Origin of the sequence: Nocardia yamanashiensis NBRC 100130 (genome assembly GCF_001613325.1) — a bacterium.
Lineage (GTDB): Bacteria > Actinomycetota > Actinomycetes > Mycobacteriales > Mycobacteriaceae > Nocardia > Nocardia yamanashiensis.
In genome coordinates this window covers 21,016-38,567 of record NZ_BDCD01000046.1, presented here as the reverse complement: position 1 = coordinate 38,567, position 17,552 = coordinate 21,016, and the positions used below count along the sequence as shown (strand labels likewise).

General features: G+C 67.8%; 15 protein-coding genes. 5 read left to right on the top strand and 10 right to left on the bottom strand.

The window, feature by feature from the left end; genetic code table 11:
- Position 1: 1 nt before the first annotated feature.
- Together NY1_RS38310 and NY1_RS38305 are read left to right on the top strand one after the other, a co-directional pair.
- Positions 2-1,093 (top strand): phosphotransferase enzyme family protein, encoded by a 1,092-nt coding sequence (locus tag NY1_RS38310; RefSeq protein WP_067722359.1) that lies wholly within the window; start codon positions 2-4, stop codon positions 1,091-1,093.
- 121 nt (positions 1,094-1,214) lie between these two features.
- Positions 1,215-2,666: a DUF1254 domain-containing protein gene (locus NY1_RS38305; protein WP_169815467.1), complete on the top strand. Its 1,452-nt coding sequence runs from the start codon at positions 1,215-1,217 to the stop codon at positions 2,664-2,666.
- Here the strand turns inward: NY1_RS38305 and NY1_RS38300 are convergent, their stop codons facing one another.
- The 7 genes from NY1_RS38300 to clpB form a co-directional block, all read right to left on the bottom strand.
- Positions 2,667-3,353 (bottom strand): lysoplasmalogenase family protein, encoded by a 687-nt coding sequence (locus tag NY1_RS38300; RefSeq protein WP_067722355.1) that lies wholly within the window; start codon positions 3,351-3,353, stop codon positions 2,667-2,669.
- A complete protein-coding gene (locus tag NY1_RS38295) occupies positions 3,353-4,411 on the bottom strand; it encodes a beta-ketoacyl-ACP synthase 3 (protein WP_067722353.1) in 1,059 nt (352 codons plus the stop codon). The genes NY1_RS38300 and NY1_RS38295 overlap by 1 nt, the downstream gene beginning before the upstream one ends.
- Positions 4,412-4,499: 88 nt before the next feature.
- Positions 4,500-5,045 (bottom strand): orotate phosphoribosyltransferase, encoded by a 546-nt coding sequence (gene pyrE, locus NY1_RS38290; RefSeq protein ID WP_067722351.1) that lies wholly within the window; start codon positions 5,043-5,045, stop codon positions 4,500-4,502.
- 8 nt (positions 5,046-5,053) lie between these two features.
- Positions 5,054-5,866, bottom strand: a complete 813-nt coding sequence (locus NY1_RS38285; protein WP_067722349.1) for an SDR family NAD(P)-dependent oxidoreductase — start codon at positions 5,864-5,866, stop codon at positions 5,054-5,056.
- Positions 5,867-6,089: 223 nt separating this feature from the next.
- Positions 6,090-7,190, bottom strand: a complete 1,101-nt coding sequence (locus tag NY1_RS38280) for a TtfA family protein (RefSeq protein WP_067722347.1) — start codon at positions 7,188-7,190, stop codon at positions 6,090-6,092.
- A gap of 110 nt (positions 7,191-7,300) precedes the next feature.
- The gene (locus NY1_RS38275) at positions 7,301-8,170 is read right to left on the bottom strand and encodes a DUF5666 domain-containing protein (protein ID WP_067722345.1); all 870 of its coding nucleotides are present in this window, start codon (positions 8,168-8,170) and stop codon (positions 7,301-7,303) included.
- Between the two features lie 143 nt (positions 8,171-8,313).
- Entirely contained in the window at positions 8,314-10,869 is a 2,556-nt protein-coding gene (gene clpB, locus NY1_RS38270) for an ATP-dependent chaperone ClpB (protein WP_067722343.1), read from the bottom strand.
- A gap of 246 nt (positions 10,870-11,115) precedes the next feature.
- Here clpB and NY1_RS38265 point away from each other — a divergent pair, with 246 nt between their 5' ends.
- The 3 genes from NY1_RS38265 to NY1_RS38255 all read left to right on the top strand — a co-directional run bounded on the left by NY1_RS38265 (position 11,116) and on the right by NY1_RS38255 (position 14,253).
- Positions 11,116-12,093 carry an NADP-dependent oxidoreductase gene (locus NY1_RS38265; protein ID WP_067722341.1) on the top strand — a complete coding sequence of 326 codons (978 nt, stop codon included), beginning with the start codon at positions 11,116-11,118 and terminating at the stop codon, positions 12,091-12,093.
- A 135-nt stretch (positions 12,094-12,228) separates the two neighbouring features.
- Positions 12,229-13,389, top strand: coding sequence for an FAD-binding oxidoreductase (locus NY1_RS38260; protein WP_067722339.1), 1,161 nt, complete (start codon positions 12,229-12,231; stop codon positions 13,387-13,389).
- Positions 13,390-13,467: 78 nt separating this feature from the next.
- Entirely contained in the window at positions 13,468-14,253 is a 786-nt protein-coding gene (locus NY1_RS38255; RefSeq protein ID WP_067722337.1) for an FAD-binding oxidoreductase, read from the top strand.
- A gap of 2 nt (positions 14,254-14,255) precedes the next feature.
- On the opposite strand, the gene NY1_RS38250 is transcribed toward NY1_RS38255, so the two are convergent.
- The 3 genes from NY1_RS38250 to dnaJ all read right to left on the bottom strand — a co-directional run bounded on the left by NY1_RS38250 (position 14,256) and on the right by dnaJ (position 17,518).
- A complete protein-coding gene (locus NY1_RS38250; RefSeq protein ID WP_067722335.1) occupies positions 14,256-15,425 on the bottom strand; it encodes a globin domain-containing protein in 1,170 nt (389 codons plus the stop codon).
- A 519-nt stretch (positions 15,426-15,944) separates the two neighbouring features.
- Positions 15,945-16,343, bottom strand: a complete 399-nt coding sequence (locus NY1_RS38245; RefSeq protein ID WP_157762751.1) for a heat shock protein transcriptional repressor HspR — start codon at positions 16,341-16,343, stop codon at positions 15,945-15,947.
- Entirely contained in the window at positions 16,343-17,518 is a 1,176-nt protein-coding gene (gene dnaJ / locus NY1_RS38240; protein ID WP_067722331.1) for a molecular chaperone DnaJ, read from the bottom strand. The genes NY1_RS38245 and dnaJ overlap by 1 nt, the downstream gene beginning before the upstream one ends.
- Positions 17,519-17,552: the final 34 nt, after the last annotated feature.

The window sequence follows — 17,552 nt, the reverse complement described above, 5'->3', positions numbered from 1 at the left end:
CATGACCGACGGCCGCGTCTACGGCATGGGCCACGACCCGTTGGTCGAACCCGATTGGCCGCCACTGACTTCCACGGAAGTGGATGAGGTGGTCGGCGCGGACGCGGTCATCGAATGGCGCAGCCCGCGCCCGCTGTCGGCGACGGCGCGGGTGCGGCTGCCGGACGGGCGCGCGGTCATCGTCAAACGCCTCCCCCGCACCCTGCGCGATGCGGCGGCGCTGGATGAAGAGCACCGGTTCATGGACCACCTGCGGGCCCGCGGCATCCCGGTCCCCGCCGTGTCGCGCACTACCGAATCCGGTGAATTCGCCTACGAGGTACAGGAATTCGGCGACGGCGCGGATCGGTACGAGGGCGTCTTCTCCTGGTCGCCCTACCTCTCGCTCGGCGATGCCGCGGCGGCCGGTCACCTGCTGGCCCGGCTGCATCTGGCGTCCGCCGGATACGACGCCCCCGCCCGGCCGGCGCGCCCGCTGCTCGGCGGCTTCTCGATCTTCGCCGCCGTGGATCCCCTTGCGGCGGTGGCGGACCGGGCCGCCGCCCGCCCGGCGCTCGCCGCCTTCCTGGCGGCCCGGGACTGGCGGGCCGATCTGGAACGCGTGCATCTGCCGGCCCACGACCGCCTGTATCCCCTGCTCGCCGACCTGAAACCGCTGTGGACGCACAATGATTGGCACGGCACCAACCTGCTCTGGCGCGGCGGCGACGTGACCGCGGTCATCGATTTCGGGCTCTGCGACCGCACCACCGCCGTGCACGATCTGGCCATCGCCGTCGAACGCTGTGCCGTGGACTGGATTTCGATTCGCGACGGCGGTCCCGCGCACACCCGGGCCGACCAGGTGCGCGCCCTGCTGGAAGCATACGAACGCGTGCGCCCCCTCACCGAACCGGAGCGCCGCGCCCTGCCCGCCCTGCTGCCGCTGGTGCACGCCGAATACGAACTCTCCGAGATCGACTACTTCCTGAGCGTCGTCCCCGGCGGTAACCAGAAGAATGCCGAAATCGCATACGAGGACTATTTCCTCGGTCATACCGACTGGTGGTCACACTCGCCAGAGGCCCTGCCCATCCTCGAAATACTGGTCTGACACGCCAATATTTCATTGATTGAATCGCCGTTCACCGAACCGACGCTACCCTTGCTGAGAATTAGCTAAACGTGAGCTGATTCACGTCGTACTCCGGCAAAACCAACTGATGGAGGATGCGTTGGCAAGATCATCGAAGTTCGCGCGCGCCCGCACCGCGATCGCGCTGCTCGCCATACTCGCGGTGGCCGTCGCGGCGGCGGCCTGCTCGTCGGATTCCTCGGACGCCGAGTCCACCACCACCCCCGCCGCGTCCGGCGACGACGAAGCCATGGTGAACGCCTACGTCTACACCTACCCGCTGGTCTCGGTGGAGGTCACCCGCCGCCAGCAGACCAATGTGCCCGCCCCGGACTCGTCCAAGGGCGTCGCGCCGCTGAATCAGTTGGCGCCCTTGGCGTTCCTGCCCGACGCGAACTTCAAGAACGTGGTGCGCCCGAACGTGGACACCCTCTACGAGTCGCTGCTGTTCGATGTGGCCGCCGAGCCGCTGGTGATCAGCGTGCCCGCCATGGGCGACCGCTACCACCTGTTCCCCATTCTCGACATGTGGACCAATGTCGATGCCGCGCCCGGCTCACGCACCATTCCCGATGCCGGAAAGGGTTACGAATTCGCCATTGTCGGGCCGAACTGGAAGGGCGAGCTGCCCGCGAACGTGCACGAATACCGGTCGGCCACCGACGCCGGGTGGATGATCGGCCGGATCTCCATAGACGGCCAGGCCGATGTGCCGAATGTCATCGCGATCCAGGACAAGACGACCGCCGTTCCGCTCAGCTCGTACGGCAAGCCCTATACCGCGCCGCAGAACACGGACATTCATTCGGACTGGCCCGCGAAACAGCCTGTCGCCGACTACATCCGGACGCTGTCCGCGCAGCAGTACTGGGACCTGTACTACTCCGCGCTCTCGCACGATCAGCCCCGCCCGGGCGACGGGCCGATGCTCGAGCAATTGGCGAAGATCGGGTGGACCCCGGACCGCAAGCTGGACCTGGCGACGCTGTCGAGCACGGAGAGCGCGCAGTGGGAGCAGGCTTGGCCGAAGGCGTTGAGCCGCATCGAAACCAGGGTCCAGGTGCCGCCGGTGAACGGCTGGCAGGTGCTGCGCCAGCACATCGGTGACTACGGCACCGACTACAGCACCCGGGCCATCGTCTCCTATATCGGACTGGGCGCGAATCTGCCGCAGGACGCGATCTACCCGCAGAGCAATGTGGATCAGCACAATGCGCAGCTGAATTCGGAGCACGACTACATGCTGCACTTCGCCGCCGATCAGATTCCGCCGGTGCACGGCTTCTGGTCGGTCACCGTGTACGACGACAAGGGCTTCTTCGTCGAGAACCCGATCAATCGGTACGCCGTGCGCGGCGAACGGCTCAGCAAGAATGCCGACGGGTCCATCGACATCTACATTCAGCGCGAGAATCCGGGCTCGGACCGGGAAGCCAATTGGCTGCCCGCGCCCGCGTCGGGTGATTTCAACCTGACCCTGCGCACCTATTGGCCGGATCAGCGGATCGTGGACGGCGAGTGGAATCCGCCCGCCGTCACCATCGTGAACTGATCAGCGGTGGGCGCGCGGATCGGCCAGTAGGTACTGGGCCGCGGCGTAGGTGCCCAGGATGACGCCCTCGGTGACGCGGCGGGACCGCTCGCTCTTCGCGAAGATCCGCCGCAGCACGATGAGGCCGTCGGAGAGGGTGAACAGCGTCGCGCCCAGGCCGAGCCGGCTGCGTGGGTCGCGACCCGGGATATTCAGCCCCGCAATGGTTTTCGCGCCGGGCGCGAGTCCCGGGTCGGAGGCCAGGGTGGCCGCGGTGCCGAGGGTGGCCCCGTAGGCGGTCAACGGCGCGGCGACGGTGGGCGCCCGGAACCGCAGCAGTGCACCGGCGCCCAGCCAGGCCGCCAGCCGCGGGGCCGCGACCTGCGCGCGCGGACGACCCCCGCGCCGGAACCACAGCCACGAGTAGCCGGTCTGCATGACCGCGAAAGACGTTGCGCCCGCGACCAATCGGCGGTCGTTGTCCGGTTCGATGAGCAGCACGTCACCGACGGTGGCGGCGGTCAGCGCGCCGAGCAGGACGCCGCGATCCACCGGATCCAGCTCGGACCCGTTGGTCACCACGTCGGCCGCCAGCAGCGGCATGAGCAAAGGCTTTGCGGCCCATTGCAATTTGTCACGGCCGGTGACGGCGCCGAACACCGTCACCGCCGCCGCGCCGACGAAGGCGGCGCGGAACGGGCGGGCCATCAGAAGGAGGGTTCGGCCGGAGCCGGGGGCAGCACGGCGATCTGGCCGGCGTAGGACAGGCCCGCGCCGAAGCCGAGCAGCAGCGCCAGCTGTCCGCCCTTGGCCTTGCCGGTCACCAGCATCTCCTCCATGGCCAGCGGGATCGAGGCGGCCGAGGTGTTGCCGGTGTTCTCGATGTCATTGGCCATCGGGATGTCGTCGGCGAGCCCGAGGTTCTTCTTCATGAGCTCGTTGATGCGGGCATTGGCCTGGTGCGGGATGAAGACCTCGATATCGTCCTTGGCCACGCCGGCCTTCTCGATCACGCCCGACAGCGCGCGCGGCAGCGTGACGGCGGCCCAGCGGAAGACCTTGGGGCCCTCCATGTGCAGCGACATGCGGCCCACCGGTTCGACGGCCGGATCGGTGCCCTGCAGGCGCTGGGCCTTCTCCATGAACTGCAGGAAGTCCACGTCCTGCGCGATGGCCTCGGCGTTCTCGCCGTCGGAACCCCAGACGGTCGGCGAGATGCCGTTCTCCTCGGCGGGACCGACCACGACCGCGCCCGCGCCGTCACCGAAGATCATGGCGGTGCCGCGGTCGGTGGGATCCAGGCCCACGGTCATCGTCTCGGCGCCGATGACCAGGATGTACTCGGCCGAACCGGAGCGGATCATATCGGCGGCCACGCCCAGGCCGTAGCCGAAACCGCCGCAGCCCGAGGTCAGGTCGAAGGCGGGGATGCCGTTCATGCCCAGATCGGCGGCGACGGTCGGGGCGCCGTGCGGGGTGAGCTTGAGCCAGCTGGAGGTGCACAGGATGAGCGCGCCGATCTTGGACCGGTCGATGCCGGTGTTGTTCAGCGCGCGATCGCCGGCGGCCACCGCCATGCTGCGCAGGGTCTCGTCGCCGCTGATCCAGCGCCGGTTGTTGATGCCGGTGCGATCGAAGATCCACTCGGGGGTGGAGTCCAGCGTTTCGCACACCTCGGCGTTGCTGACCAGGCGCTGGGGCCGGTAAGCGCCGATGCCGAGCATCGCAACATTCTGATGACCCTGATTGATTGCAATGCTCACCACAGGTGACTCACACGACCCTTCACCATCGAAGAATATGACCACCTCAGGCTAACTCAGGTGACCAGTTCAGCCCACAGCTACGTCGAGTTCAGCTCAGCGCAAGGTCCTTGAGCCCCAGGATGGACCGGTATTCCAGACCCTCGGCCGCGATGATGCCGTCGGCGCCGGTCTCCCGGTCCACCACGGTGGCCACGCCGACCACGATCGCGCCGGCGTCGCGCAGCGCGCGCACGGCGGTCAGCGGCGAGTTGCCGGTGGTGGTGGTGTCCTCCACCACGAGCACCCGTTTGCCCACGATGTCCGGGCCCTCGATCTGGCGCTGCATACCGTGCGACTTGGCGGCCTTGCGGACCACGAAGGCATTGATCGGCCGGCCGGGCGCGTGCATGACGGCCGCCGCGACCGGGTCCGCGCCCATGGTGAGCCCGCCGACCGATTCGAAGTCCCAGTCCGCCACCAGTTCGCGGAGCAGCTTGCCGATCAGCGGCGCGGCCTCGTGGTGCAGGGTGGCCCGGCGCAGATCCACGTAGTAGTCGGCTTCCTTGCCCGAGGACAGGGTGACCTTGCCGTGTACCACGGCGAGTTCGCGTACCAGTTCGGCGAGTCTGTCCCGGTCGGTCGTGGTTACCTGCATTGCTGTGTTCATGTCCTTCCGCGTGCGTTGAACAGGCCCTGGTTGAGGCGGGTCAGCACGGACCGCGGGAGCAGTCCGGTGACCGCGGCGATCGTTTTGTACTGCAGGCCGGGCACACTGATCACCCGGTTCTTCTCGAGATCGTGCAATGAACCGTTCACGACTTCGTCCACGCCCAGCCACAGCGGCCGGGGCATGCCGGCCGTCGCGAGTCCGGCGCGCTCGTGGAATTCGGTACGCACGAGTCCGGGGCACAGTGCCTGTACCCGGACTCCGGTTCCGGCCAACCCGCCTGCCAGCCCTTCCGAGAAGGATACGACGTACGCCTTGGAGGCCGAGTAGGTCGATCCCCTGCCCGCGACGAGCCCGGCCATGCTGGCCACATTCACGATGGTGCCGTTGGCGGCGTGCAGCATGGGCGGCAGGGCCGCGTGGGTGAGCCGCATGACGGCGGTGACGTTCACATCCAGTTGAGACTGTAGGAGTTCCGGCGGGAGAGTCCAAAATTCGCCCGAAGTACCGAAACCGGCATTGTTCACCAGAAATTCGACACCTGCGGCGAGTCTAGCCGCGACGCGTTCCCGATCCTCGTCTTTCGCGAGGTCGGCGGGCATGATCTCCGCTCGCGCCCCGTATCTGGTCTCCACCTCGTGCGCGAGCGCCGCCAGCCGCTGTTCGTCCCGCGCCACCAGCACCAGGTCGTAGCCGAGCGAGGCCAGCCGCGAGGCGTATCCCAGCCCGATGCCGGAGGTTGGACCGGTGACCAAGGCCACCGGGCGGTGCGCGCCGGGCAGGCGGGAAACGGGAGAGCTCTCGGTCATCGACAACCCATCACTCGGGACTCACGGGCACGGTCGCCGATGACCGAGACTGCGCACCCATTCTGGTGCTTCGCGCGCACCGCCGAGGTGAATACACGCGCAATCGCCGGAGAATCCTGCCCCCGCGTTCCGGGGCCGCTCGATCGGGCGAGAGCGGGCCGCCCGCCGTGACGGCGGGCGGCCCGATGACTCGAGGAAAGTGCGGCGGCCGGAACGCTCCGGGTCACCGGGGCGTGGGTCCCTGATACGGGCGGAAGCCCGGGTGGAAGGGCCCGCCGGGCGGGGCGCTGCGGCCCTGATCCTTGCGCCAGCCCTCCTCGGGCTCGCGATCGTCCTCTGGTTCCTCGTCCCGCCATTCGGCGCGTTCGTCCCAGTCGTCCCCGCGCGGGCGGGCGGGGCGATCGCGGTCCTCGTCGTCCAGGTCCTCCTCGTCCTCGGGGGCGGGAGGCCAGTTGCGGCGCGGGCGGTTTCGCGGGTCGGGCACGACTTTCAGTGCGGGACGCCAGGATTCGGGCTCCTCGGCGTCCTCGCCCGCGATGTCGTTGACCAGCGGGCCGTATTCGTCGGCGGCGTCCTCGGGTTCGGGACCGCGCGCCGCGCGCGGGCGTTCGTCGCCGAAGTCGCCGAACTCGTCATGGCCGTCGTAGTCCTCGTCGTCCGAAACCGATATCGGGCCGCCGGGTTCGGGCAGCTCGTCGCGGGCGCGATCAGCGGAGTTGACCGGGGGCAGCACGTGCAGCAGGCCGGAGAGCCGCAGCACGGCGTCGATGGCCATCTCCCAGTCCTTGGCGACCGCGCCGACCGGCAGCATGCCGAGCGTCCAATTGCCTTCGGACCACAGCTGTTGCACGGTGTCGGGCAGCGATTCGATGAACGCCACCATGCGCTGATCCACCGCGTGCCGGGCGATATCCGGATTGGTGGCGAACACCACCCGGTCGCCGATGGCGCCCAGCAGCTCCAGATCGTGATCCTTGGGCGGGGCCGCGGTCTTGAGCCGCAGGTCGATATCGATGTCCGAGCCGATCTGCCGGCGCACCGCGACCAGGGTGGCGGCGTCCTCCAGATCGAACAGGACGAACTTCTCGCCCTTGCGGTTTCCGGACACCACGTCCACGGCGGACAGGTACCCCAGCTTGGCCAGCGCGCCGCGCCGCCAGGTGGAGGCGAGCGCGGGCTCCACCGAAACATAGGTGTAGCCCTGGGATTTCGCCCAGACCTGCCGGACGTGCCCGGTGCGCTGCCGTTGCAGCCGATCGAAATAGAGCAGCACGATCGCACCCACCAGCGCGATCGCCGCCAACCCGAACCATATTGCCGTCATCGCCGCCTACCCTATCCAGCCGAGGGACTGAATGCCCGCTGCGCCAGCCTTTTCGCCCAACCCGTCGCCCGACCGCCACCCCTCACGGGATCGCTGTCGCGATGCTGTGTTCATCGGGTCCCACCGGGCAGCGAGGTACTGATGATGATCTTGGCCTGAATCGAACCGTCAGTGTTCTTGTCGCCCTGCACCATCACCATCTCACCTACCGGAAGATCGGCCACCTTCGTACTGCCGAGCGAGATCACCTGCGTCTTGTCATCGGTTTTCACGGTCACCGTAGTGCCCGACAGCGAAGTGATGGTGAGCGTCTTGCCGTCGTTGCTCGCGATGGTGCCCATGTTCGCGCCCAGGTCGTCGATATCGCCGAGGCCCGGAATCTGCGGAATGCCGCTGGGCAGCGGCAGCGAGGACGTCCCGCCGCTACCGGGCTTGGTCGGCACGATGATCAGCGGATTGTTCGAGGTGGTGCCGCCGGAGGACGCGGTGTCCGCCGAATCCTTGTCCGAGAGCAGGGCTCCCACCAGTACGCCCACCAGCGCGACCAGCAGAATCGCGCCCAGGCCGAGCCCGATCCACAGACCGGTCTTCTTCTTCGGCGGCTGCGGGCCGGGCTGCTGCGGGAAGCCCGCGGGCTGATAGCCGCCCGGGCCACCCGGCGCGGGCGGGTATTGCAGCGGACCGCCGCCGTAGCCCGGTTGCGCGGATTCGTATGTCGCCGTGGGCGGATACCCGGTGCCGCTGTCGTACGCGCCCCAGCCGGCGTCGTGCTGCGGGAAGACCTGGGTGGGATTGGGACCGGGCGGCTGACCGAAGTACTCGGTCGGCGCCTGATAGTTCACGGTCTCCGCCGATCCGTACGCCTCACCGGGTTCCGAGGTGTGCCCGAACGGACCGGGCGCCTTGCCGACCTTCTCGGTCGGACCGTCCACCGGATTGCCATCGGGCCGCCGCGACCAGGGATCGCTCGGATCAGTCATGGCCTCCAGGGTATGCGGCCGGACCCGGGCGGGCCGCGAACTCGACCGAGCGGTGTGGATTTCCGGGCGGCGAATCTCGCGCCCGCATGCGAAAACGCCCCGCCCGAGCCGAAGCTCGGGCGGGGCGCGAATCGCCGGATCGATTACCGGCCGACGATCAGCGTGTCACCGTCGGGGCTGACATTGACCTTCACCGTGTCGCCGTCCTGCACCTCGCCCGCCAGCAGTTCCTTGGCGAGGGTGTCGCCGATGGCCTGCTGGATGAGCCGCCGCAACGGCCGCGCGCCGTAGGCCGGGTCGTAGCCGCGCACGGCCAGCCAGAAGCGGGCCGAATCGGACACGTCCAGCTTCAGCCGGCGCTGGGACAGCCGCTTCTGCAACTGGTCCAGCTGGATGTCCACGATGTGCTCCAGCTGCTCCTCGTCCAGGGCGTGGAACATGACCACATCGTCGAGGCGGTTCAGGAATTCCGGCTTGAACGCGGAGCGCACCGCGGCCATCACGTAATCCTTGTCACCGCCCGCGCCGAGGTTGGAGGTCAGGATCAGGATGGTGTTGCGGAAGTCCACCGCCCGGCCCTGACTGTCGGTCAACCGGCCTTCGTCGAGCACCTGCAGGAGGATGTCGAACACGTCCGGGTGCGCCTTCTCGATCTCGTCGAAGAGCACCACGGTGTAGGGCCGGCGGCGCACCGCTTCGGTGAGCTGACCGCCCTGGTCGTAGCCGACGTACCCGGGGGGCGCGCCGACCAGCCGTGCGACCGAATGCTTTTCGCTGTACTCGGACATGTCGATGCGCACCATGGCGCGCTCGTCGTCGAACAGGAAATCGGCGAGGGCCTTCGCCAGCTCGGTCTTACCGACGCCGGTGGGACCCACGAACATGAAGGAACCGGTCGGCCGGTTGGGGTCGGCGACCCCGGCCCGGGCGCGGCGCACGGCGTCCGAAACCGCTTGCACGGCTTCCTTCTGACCGACCACACGATGGCCCAGCTCGTCCTCCATGCGGAGCAGTTTCTGGGTCTCGCCCTCCATCATCTTGCCCACGGGAACACCGGTCCAGGCCGACACCACCTCGGCGATATCGTCCGGTCCGACCTCCTCCTTGAGCATGACGTCACCGTCGGCCGCGCCCTTGGCCTTGGCCTCGGCCTCGGCGAGTTCCTTCTCCAGCTTGGGGATTCGCCCGTACCGGAGCTCGGCCGCCTTGCCCAGATCGCCGTCGCGTTCGGCGCGCTCGGATTCGCCCTTGAGCGCCTCGAACTGCTCCTTGAGCACCCGCACCGAATCGATGGCCTGCTTCTCGTTCTGCCAGCGGGTCATCAGCTGGTTGAGCTTCTCGCGATCGTCGGCGAGCTCGGAGCGCAGCTTCTCCAGCCGCGCCTTGGAGGCCTCGTCGGTCTCCTTGGCCAGGGCCATTTCCTCGATCTCGAGCCGCCGCACGGCCCGCTCCACCTGGTCGATCTCGACCGGGCGGGAATCGATCTCCATGCGCAGCCGCGAGGCCGACTCGTCCACCAGGTCGATGGCCTTGTCCGGCAGGAACCGCGAAGTGATGTACCGATCCGACAGGGTCGCGGCGGCCACCAGCGCGGAGTCGGTGATGCGCACGCCGTGGTGCACCTCGTACCGCTCCTTGAGCCCGCGCAGGATGCCGACCGTGTCCTCCACCGACGGCTCGCCCACCAGCACCTGCTGGAAGCGGCGCTCCAGCGCCGGATCCTTCTCGATGTGCTTGCGGTACTCGTCCAGGGTGGTGGCGCCGACCAGGCGCAGTTCACCGCGGGCCAGCAGGGGCTTGATCATATTGCCCGCGTCCATGGCGGATTCGCCGGTCGCGCCGGCGCCCACGATGGTGTGCAGCTCGTCGATGAACGTGATGATCTGTCCCGCACTGTCTTTGATCTCCTCGAGCACGGCCTTGAGCCGCTCCTCGAACTCGCCGCGGTACTTCGCGCCGGCGACCATCGCGCCCAGGTCGAGCGAGACCAGCTTCTTGCCGCGCAACGACTCCGGCACGTCGCCGGCCACGATGCGCTGCGCCAGGCCCTCCACGATGGCGGTCTTGCCGACGCCGGGCTCGCCGATCAGCACCGGGTTGTTCTTGGTGCGGCGGCTCAGCACCTGTACGACGCGCCGGATTTCGGTATCGCGGCCGATGACCGGGTCCAGCTTGCCGTCGCGCGCGGCGGCGGTCAGGTCGGTGGAGTACTTCTCCAGCGCCTGGTACTGCCCCTCGGGATCGGCGGAGGTGACGCGGGTATTGCCGCGCACGGTGGTGAACGCGTCGCGCAGCGCGTCGGCGGTCGCGCCGTACTTCAGGAGCAGTTGCGACACATCGGAATCGCCGCTCGCGAGGCCGACCATCATGTGCTCGGTGGAGACGTACTCGTCGCCCATCTCGGTGGCCAGGCGCTGGGCGGCGGTCACCGCGGCCAAGGCCTCGCGGCCGAGATTGGGGGTGGTGGTCTGGCCGCTCGCCCGGGGCAGGCGGTCGACGATGTCCTGGGCCTCGCCCCGCACGGTCGCGGGATCGGTGCCGACGGCCTTGAGCAAGGGGGCGGCGATGCCATCGGTCTGATCCAGCAACGCCACCAGCAAGTGCGCCGGACGGATCTCCGGATTGCCCGCGGCGGAGGCCGCCTGCAGTGCGGCGGTCAGGGCCGCCTGGGTCTTGGTGGTGGGATTGAACGAGTCCACATGCACCTTCCTACTAGTCGTTGCTCGGTTCAACGCCAGAAGAGTTGAGTCTGTTCCGCTCAAGTCTGACTAGTTTCGGGCAATCCGCCAAGGGACTTAGGCCACCGTTCACGGTACGCGCCACGCAACAGACCGAATAGCCCGAATCATGGCGACCGGCTCCCGGTGCCGCCTAGGATGGTCCGGTTCGTTGACGCATCACATCAGCTCGTCCGTACCGGTCACCCGAACGAATGGAGCAGCCCTATGCGCGCGATCGTCGTGAACGAATTCGGCGGCGAAATCCAGCCCTCCGAACGGCCGAAACCGGAGGCCGGGCCGGGTCAGATCCAGATCGCGCTCGAAGCGGCGGGCGTGAACCCCTTCGACAAGAAGCTCATCGACGGGCTGCTGGACGGCAAAGTGCCGTACGACTTTCCGATGATCCCGGGCGTGGACGGCGCGGGGAAGGTGTCCGCCATCGGGGACGGCGTGCGCGGGTTCCGGGTCGGCGATCGCGTGGTCGGCAAGTTCCTGGTGCCGCCGATCGGGCACGGCACCTGGGCGGAGTACATCGTGGTGCCCGAGAACTCGACCGTCGCCGCCATTCCCGACGAGGTCACCGCCATCCAGGCCGCGGCGCTGCCCACGGCGGCCATCACCGCGCTCGATCTGGTCGACGCGGCGGGCATCGTGGCGGGCCAGTCGGTGCTCATCGTCGGCGCGGCGGGTGGGGTCGGTTCCTTCCTGGTGCAGCTGGCGGCCGGCGCGGGCGGCAATGTCATAGCCACCGCCCGGCCCGACGACACCGATCGGATGGTCCGGCTGGGCGCGGCCGAGGTGGTCAACTACGGGGTGCGGGTGCCCGCGTCGGACAGCCCGGAGCCGGCGCGGTACGAGGCGACCATCGCCGATCAGGTGCGCGCCACCCATCCGGGCGGGGTGGATGTGCTGTTCGATCTGGTCGACGGGCCGGACCAATTGCGCGAGCTGACCCTGCTGGTGCGCGAGGGCGGGGCGCTGTACTCCACCGTGTGGGCGGCCGACGACACGCTGCTGCGATCGCGCCGGATCTCCGGTGGTAATTTCGAGTCCAGCGGCGGCGCAGCACAATTGGCGCGGCTGCTGGACCTCGCGGCCAAGGGCGAACTGGTCATCCCCATCGACGCCACCCCGCCCCTCGCGGCGGCCGGCAAGGTGGTCGGCGCGCCCGGCGCCCGGGGCAAAACGGTCCTGGTCATCTGAACCCCGGGTTACGCAAACCGATCGGCGTTGGCTATATCCGTGCGACCACCGTTTTTTCAGGGATACTGAACGCGGAGGATCGCCGGAAACCTGGCGCGTCCCGCTCTAGCAGCACAGGAAGGAAAGTTCGTCGTCGTGGATGCGCGTACGGCAGCGCTGGTCCGCGCAAACTTCCGGACAGTCGTCGAGACCCCACACGGGCCCGAACGACTGATCAGCGCGTTCTACGGCCATTTGTTCGCGGAGATTCCGGCCTTGCGGGAGCTGTTCCCCTCGGCCATGGATATGCAGCCCAAGCGGTTGGTCACCGCGATCCAGTTCGTTCTCGACAATCTGGAGAACTGGGACCGCGCACAGCGATTCCTGGAGCAGCTCGCGCGCGACCACCGCAAATACGGGGTGGAGGCCGCGCACTACGACATCGCGGGGCGGGCGCTGCTGGCGGCGTTCCGCAGTTACAACGGGGTGGCGCACTGGAATCGCGGGCTGGAGGAGGGCTGGCGGGATATCACCATCCTGATCTCGGCCTCGATGGCCATCGGTGCGAATTCCGACAAATCGCAACCCTTCTGGGAGGCGACGGTGGTCGGGCACCGGCGGGTGGTGGACGATCTGGCCATCGTGCGCCTGCAGTCCGATACGCCGATCCCGTACCTGGCCGGGCAGTACGTGCCGATCGCCATTCCGCAGCGGCCCAAGATGTGGCGCTACCTGTCCCCCGCCATTCCCACCAACCCGTACGGCGAGATCGAATTCCACGTGCGCAAGGTGCGGACCGGCTGGGTGAGCCCGGCCATCGTGAACGAAACGCAGGTGGGCGACCGGTGGATGATCGCCGCGCCGCTGGGCGGGCTGCACGTGGATCTGAGCAGCCGCCGCGATGTGCTGATGATCGGCTCCGGCACCGGGATCGCGCCGCTGCGCGCCCAGCTGATCGAGATGGGGCGGCGCGGGATCAATCCGCGGGTGCACCTGTTCGTGGGCGGGCGCTATCCGTGCGATCTCTACGATGTCGAAAACCTCTGGCAGCTCTCGCAATCCAATCCGTGGCTGACCGTGGTGCCGGTGTGCGAGAACGAGACCAATCCGTGGTGGCATCCCTATCCGCCCGCGGACACGCCGTTCGGCATGCACCGCCGGTTGATCGGTAATCTCGGTGCGGTGGTGGCGAGTTTCGGGGCGTGGACGGATCGGCAGATCCAGATCGCCGGGTCGGCGCGGATGATCGCCGACACCAAACGCGCGCTCATGTCGGTGGGCACGCCCGAGACGATCATCCAATGCGATCCCGTGTAGCGGGACCGACCAGCTGAACCGGGCTTTCAGGGGTGCACCCCTGAAAGCCCGAGAGTTGTTGAAAATCAGGAGGACACGGTGACCCTCGGCCCGGACGAGACCGGCGCGCTCGCGCTCGGCGAGCAGACCGAATGGACGGCGACCGTGGTCGGCGCGCACCGGCTGCGCGAGGACACCACCGTGGTGCGGCTGATCGGCGAATTCGTGCCGTTCGCGGCCGGGCAGTCGGTGGAGGTGCGCACGCCGCAGCATCCGAATATGGTGCGGCGGCTGTATCCCGCGCTGCCGCCGTCCATGGACGGCAAGCTGGAATTCCATGTCCGCACGGTGCCGGGCGGCTGGTGCAGCGGGTCGCTGGTCGCCGATACCCGCGCCGGGGATGAATGGCGGATCAGCGCGCCGGCCGGATGGCTGGCCGTGGATCCGTACGCGCCGGAAATCGTCATGGTCGCCGACGGCGTCGGGCTCGCGCCGCTACGGGCGCTGCTGCTGGATCACTCCCGCCGGGAGAATCCCCAGCGGGTGACGCTGTTCGTGGGTGCGCGGTATCCGCGCGACCTCTACGCCTCGGACATGCTCTACCTGCTGGCGAACGAACTACCTTGGCTCACGGTCGTTCCCGTGGTGCAGGACGAATACGATCCGCCGCGCATGGACAACTGGTACGAGCAGTGCCGGGTCGATATCGGCTTCAGCCCCGAGGAAATGCTGCCCGGCTCGCTCGCCGACGTGATCGGCCGCTTCGCTCCCTTGGATCAGCACGGGGTATTGGTATGCGGCAGTTCCGCGGTCGTGCACGCCACGGTGGAACGCCTGATCGCCACCGGGACGGCCCCGGAAGCCATTCGCTACGAAGGGTTTTAGCCTCAGAACAGAGGGTCGTGGCGGATGTTCTTGGTGGGGGTGCCTGCGGCCATCAGCCGGAACTTGGTGGTCTGCACCATGGACGGTGAGCCGACGATCTGTACGTCGCGGTCGTCCCAGTTCCCGTAGCCCGCAACGATTTTGCCGATCTGCCCGACCTGGCGCGGTTGCAGGCAGGGCAGGTCCGGCAGGTCGGTCGGCGCATCGGCCTGCCACCAAGGGTTCTCGTTGCTCTCGGTGACCGGGGTGACCGTCAGCCATTTGTTGGCCTGCGCGATCTGGCTGAGCACCTGGAGATCGTAGAGATCGCAGGGGTAGTGCCCGCCCACGAACAGGTCCACCTTGGGATTGGACCGGCGCTGCGTCATGGCCATGAGCTGGGCGCGCAGCGGCGCGATACCGGTGCCGCAGCCGATCATGAGCATTTTGCGGCGGGTATTGCGCGGCACGCCGAGCCCGCCGAGCGGCGAACCGATGAGCCACTTCTCACCGACGTGGGTGTGCCCGACCATGGCCGGACTCACCCAGCCGCCGGTGACGCCGCGGATGTGGAACTCGATCTCACCCGAGGGGTTGGCCGGAATGGCCGGTGAGAGATAACGCCACATGCGCGGACGCGAGGGGATCTGCACGCTCATGTACTGGCCGGCCGCGTACTGCATGGGCTGGTCCAGTTGCAGTCGCACGACCGCGAGATTGCGCAGTACTTCCCGATGTTCGATGACGGTGCCGGTCCAGACCGGCGGGGTGCTCTCCTGATCGGCGGCGTTGATCATGGTCTCGGCGATGACGCCGATGCCCTCGTCCCAGGCCCGCCCTATCTCCTCGGTCCACATCTCGGTGCCCGCGTAGGCCTCCAGGGCGGACTTCAGCGACTTCCCCACGGCCGCATAGTGTTCGGCGACCACGCCGTACTTGCGATGGTCGCGCCCGAGCTGGGCGAGGAAGGGCAGCAGCTTGTCGGGCTCCTCCAGCCGGTCCACCACATACGCGATGGCCTTCACCAGCCGGTCGCGCTGGGCGTCCAGCGCGGCGGGGAAGAAGTCGCGAACCTGTGGGTAGTCGGTGAAGAGGATGGCGTAGAACGATCGGGCAAGTTTCTCGGGGCCACCATCCTCCGCAGCAACCGCCTTGAACGTCGTTCTTATCAATGCGACGGTCCGCGAATCCATTTGTGTCACAACCCCATTTCGCACTCGAACACAAGCAAGACCGGCGAGTGCAGTGCTGCGGGACACTCGACAGCAGCCGTTGCTCAGCAAGTGTAGGCGAGGTTAGCCAGCAACGGAACGGGACGTTTCAATAACACGCCCTTTAATCCTCGAAAACCTGAACTTTGCGGGCATTCAGAGCAGAAAACAGACTGTTCACCTGTAACACGCCGCACGACACGGGGTTTCACTCAAGGAACCAGGAGGATTCATTTTGCAAGACTCAGGTACACAGCGACCGAACCGCAACCTCGACCCGGCTTGAATTCCCTTGCGGTATACGGACAAAACTCATGATTTGCAGAATGAATTTACCTACCGGTCCGTTTGTAATTCGAACCGATAAAGACACCGCGCCACAGGCGAAAATTACCTCGAACCAGCATATTTCACGCAAATCATCGGCGCACCCGACTTCACCCCGCGAACGACGAAGGCGGCGACCCGGATTCGGATCGCCGCCTGCGCCACAGCCGTGAACTACTGTTGCCGACGCCGGTTCCGGGGCTGCCAGACCACGAGCGCGGTGCTGCGCGCCGGTGGGGTCAGGTCCGGCCGGTAGCCCGACCGCAGCCTGTCCACCTCCGCACTCAGCTCCGAGACCCGCTGCTGCAGCTCCTCGACCTGGTTGGTGAGTTCGATGATCCGTTTGATGCCGGCCAGATTGACGCCCTCGTCCTGGGACAGGCGCTGCACCTCGCGGAGCAGCTCTACATCCCGGTCCGAATAGCGGCGGCCGCCACCCGAAGTGCGTTGCGGCGACACCAGACCCAAGCGGTCATAGGTGCGCAGCGTCTGGGCGTGCATGCCCGCCAGCTGCGCCGCCACCGAGATCAGGAAGTACTGCGCCTCGGTGCTCTTCTTCGGATCGGAACTCATCACGCACCTGCCCATCCCGCGCGCGGGTCGAAACCACTGGTCTTCTCGGCCTCCGCGTACCGCCGCAGCGCCTCGGTGGCATTGTCGTCCAGCTTCTGCGGGACCGCGACCTTCACGGTGACGAGCAGATCACCCGCGCCGCCGCCGCGCTTGGGCACGCCGCGGCCGCGCACCCGCAGGGTCCGGCCGTCCGCGGTGCCCGGGGGGACCTTGACGCCGACGCGGCCCTCCAGGGTCGGCACCGAAACCGTTGTGCCCAGCACCAGTTCGGCATAGCTGACCGGCAGCACCAAGGTCAGGTCGTCGCCATTGCGGCCGAAGACCTTGTCCTGGCTGACGTGCACGGTGACGTACAGGTCACCGGGCGGTGCGCCGCGCAGGCCCGCTTCACCCTGACCGGCCAGCCGGATCCGCTGCCCGTCGCGCACCCCCGGGGGAATGCGCACGGTGATGGTGCGGGTCCGGTTCTGGATGCCGGAGCCCCGGCAGTCCGGGCACGGATCGTCGATGATGGAGCCGGTGCCCCGGCAGTCCTCGCACGGCTCACTGAAGCCGAACGCGCCCTGGTTGCGGCTGACCACGCCGGAACCGTTGCAGTGCGGGCAGACTCGCGGACTGGTCCCGGGCTTGGCGCCGCTGCCGTGGCAGGTGGTGCAGGCCGCGGGACTGGTCATCCGCAATGGCACGGTCACGCCCTGGGCGGCCTCGCGGAAGCCCAGGGTCGTCTCGGTCTCCACATCGCTGCCGCGGCGGGGCCGCGACGAGGTGCGGGTGCCACCCCGGTTGAACAGGCCGCCCAGGATATCGCCGAGCCCACCGTCGGCGGCGCCGCCGGCGCCGGCGCCGAAGATATCCCCGATATTGAAATCGCCGGAGAACCCGCCGGGCTGGCCGTAGCCCGCACCGGGGGTGAAGCCGCCGCGGCCGAAACCGCCGCCCGCGAACAGCTTTCGTGCTTCGTCGTACTCCTTGCGCTTCTCCGGATCCGACAGCACGGCATTAGCCTCGCTGACGGCCTTGAACCGCTCCTCGGCCTTGGCGTCACCCGGGTTCTTGTCCGGGTGCAGGTCGCGGGCCAGTTTGCGGTAGGCCTTCTTGATCTCGTCCTGGGTGGCGCCGGAGGAAACACCCAGATCCTTGTAGAAGTCCTTCTCCAGCCACTCCCGATTCACCAGGCATCTCCTCCTTTCTCTGTAGTCCGCGCGGGTA

Coding starts and splice junctions, on each gene's coding strand:
- NY1_RS38285 (WP_067722349.1), bottom strand. CDS start 5,866: ATGACCGAGAGCTCTCCCGTTTCCCGCCTGCCCGGCGCGCACCGCCCG.
- NY1_RS38275 (WP_067722345.1), bottom strand. CDS start 8,170: ATGACTGATCCGAGCGATCCCTGGTCGCGGCGGCCCGATGGCAATCCG.
- NY1_RS38300 (WP_067722355.1), bottom strand. CDS start 3,353: ATGGCCCGCCCGTTCCGCGCCGCCTTCGTCGGCGCGGCGGCGGTGACG.
- NY1_RS38265 (WP_067722341.1), top strand. CDS start 11,116: ATGCGCGCGATCGTCGTGAACGAATTCGGCGGCGAAATCCAGCCCTCC.
- NY1_RS38310 (WP_067722359.1), top strand. CDS start 2: ATGACCGACGGCCGCGTCTACGGCATGGGCCACGACCCGTTGGTCGAA.
- NY1_RS38245 (WP_157762751.1), bottom strand. CDS start 16,343: ATGAGTTCCGATCCGAAGAAGAGCACCGAGGCGCAGTACTTCCTGATC.
- NY1_RS38250 (WP_067722335.1), bottom strand. CDS start 15,425: ATGGATTCGCGGACCGTCGCATTGATAAGAACGACGTTCAAGGCGGTT.
- pyrE (WP_067722351.1), bottom strand. CDS start 5,045: ATGCAGGTAACCACGACCGACCGGGACAGACTCGCCGAACTGGTACGC.
- NY1_RS38280 (WP_067722347.1), bottom strand. CDS start 7,190: ATGACGGCAATATGGTTCGGGTTGGCGGCGATCGCGCTGGTGGGTGCG.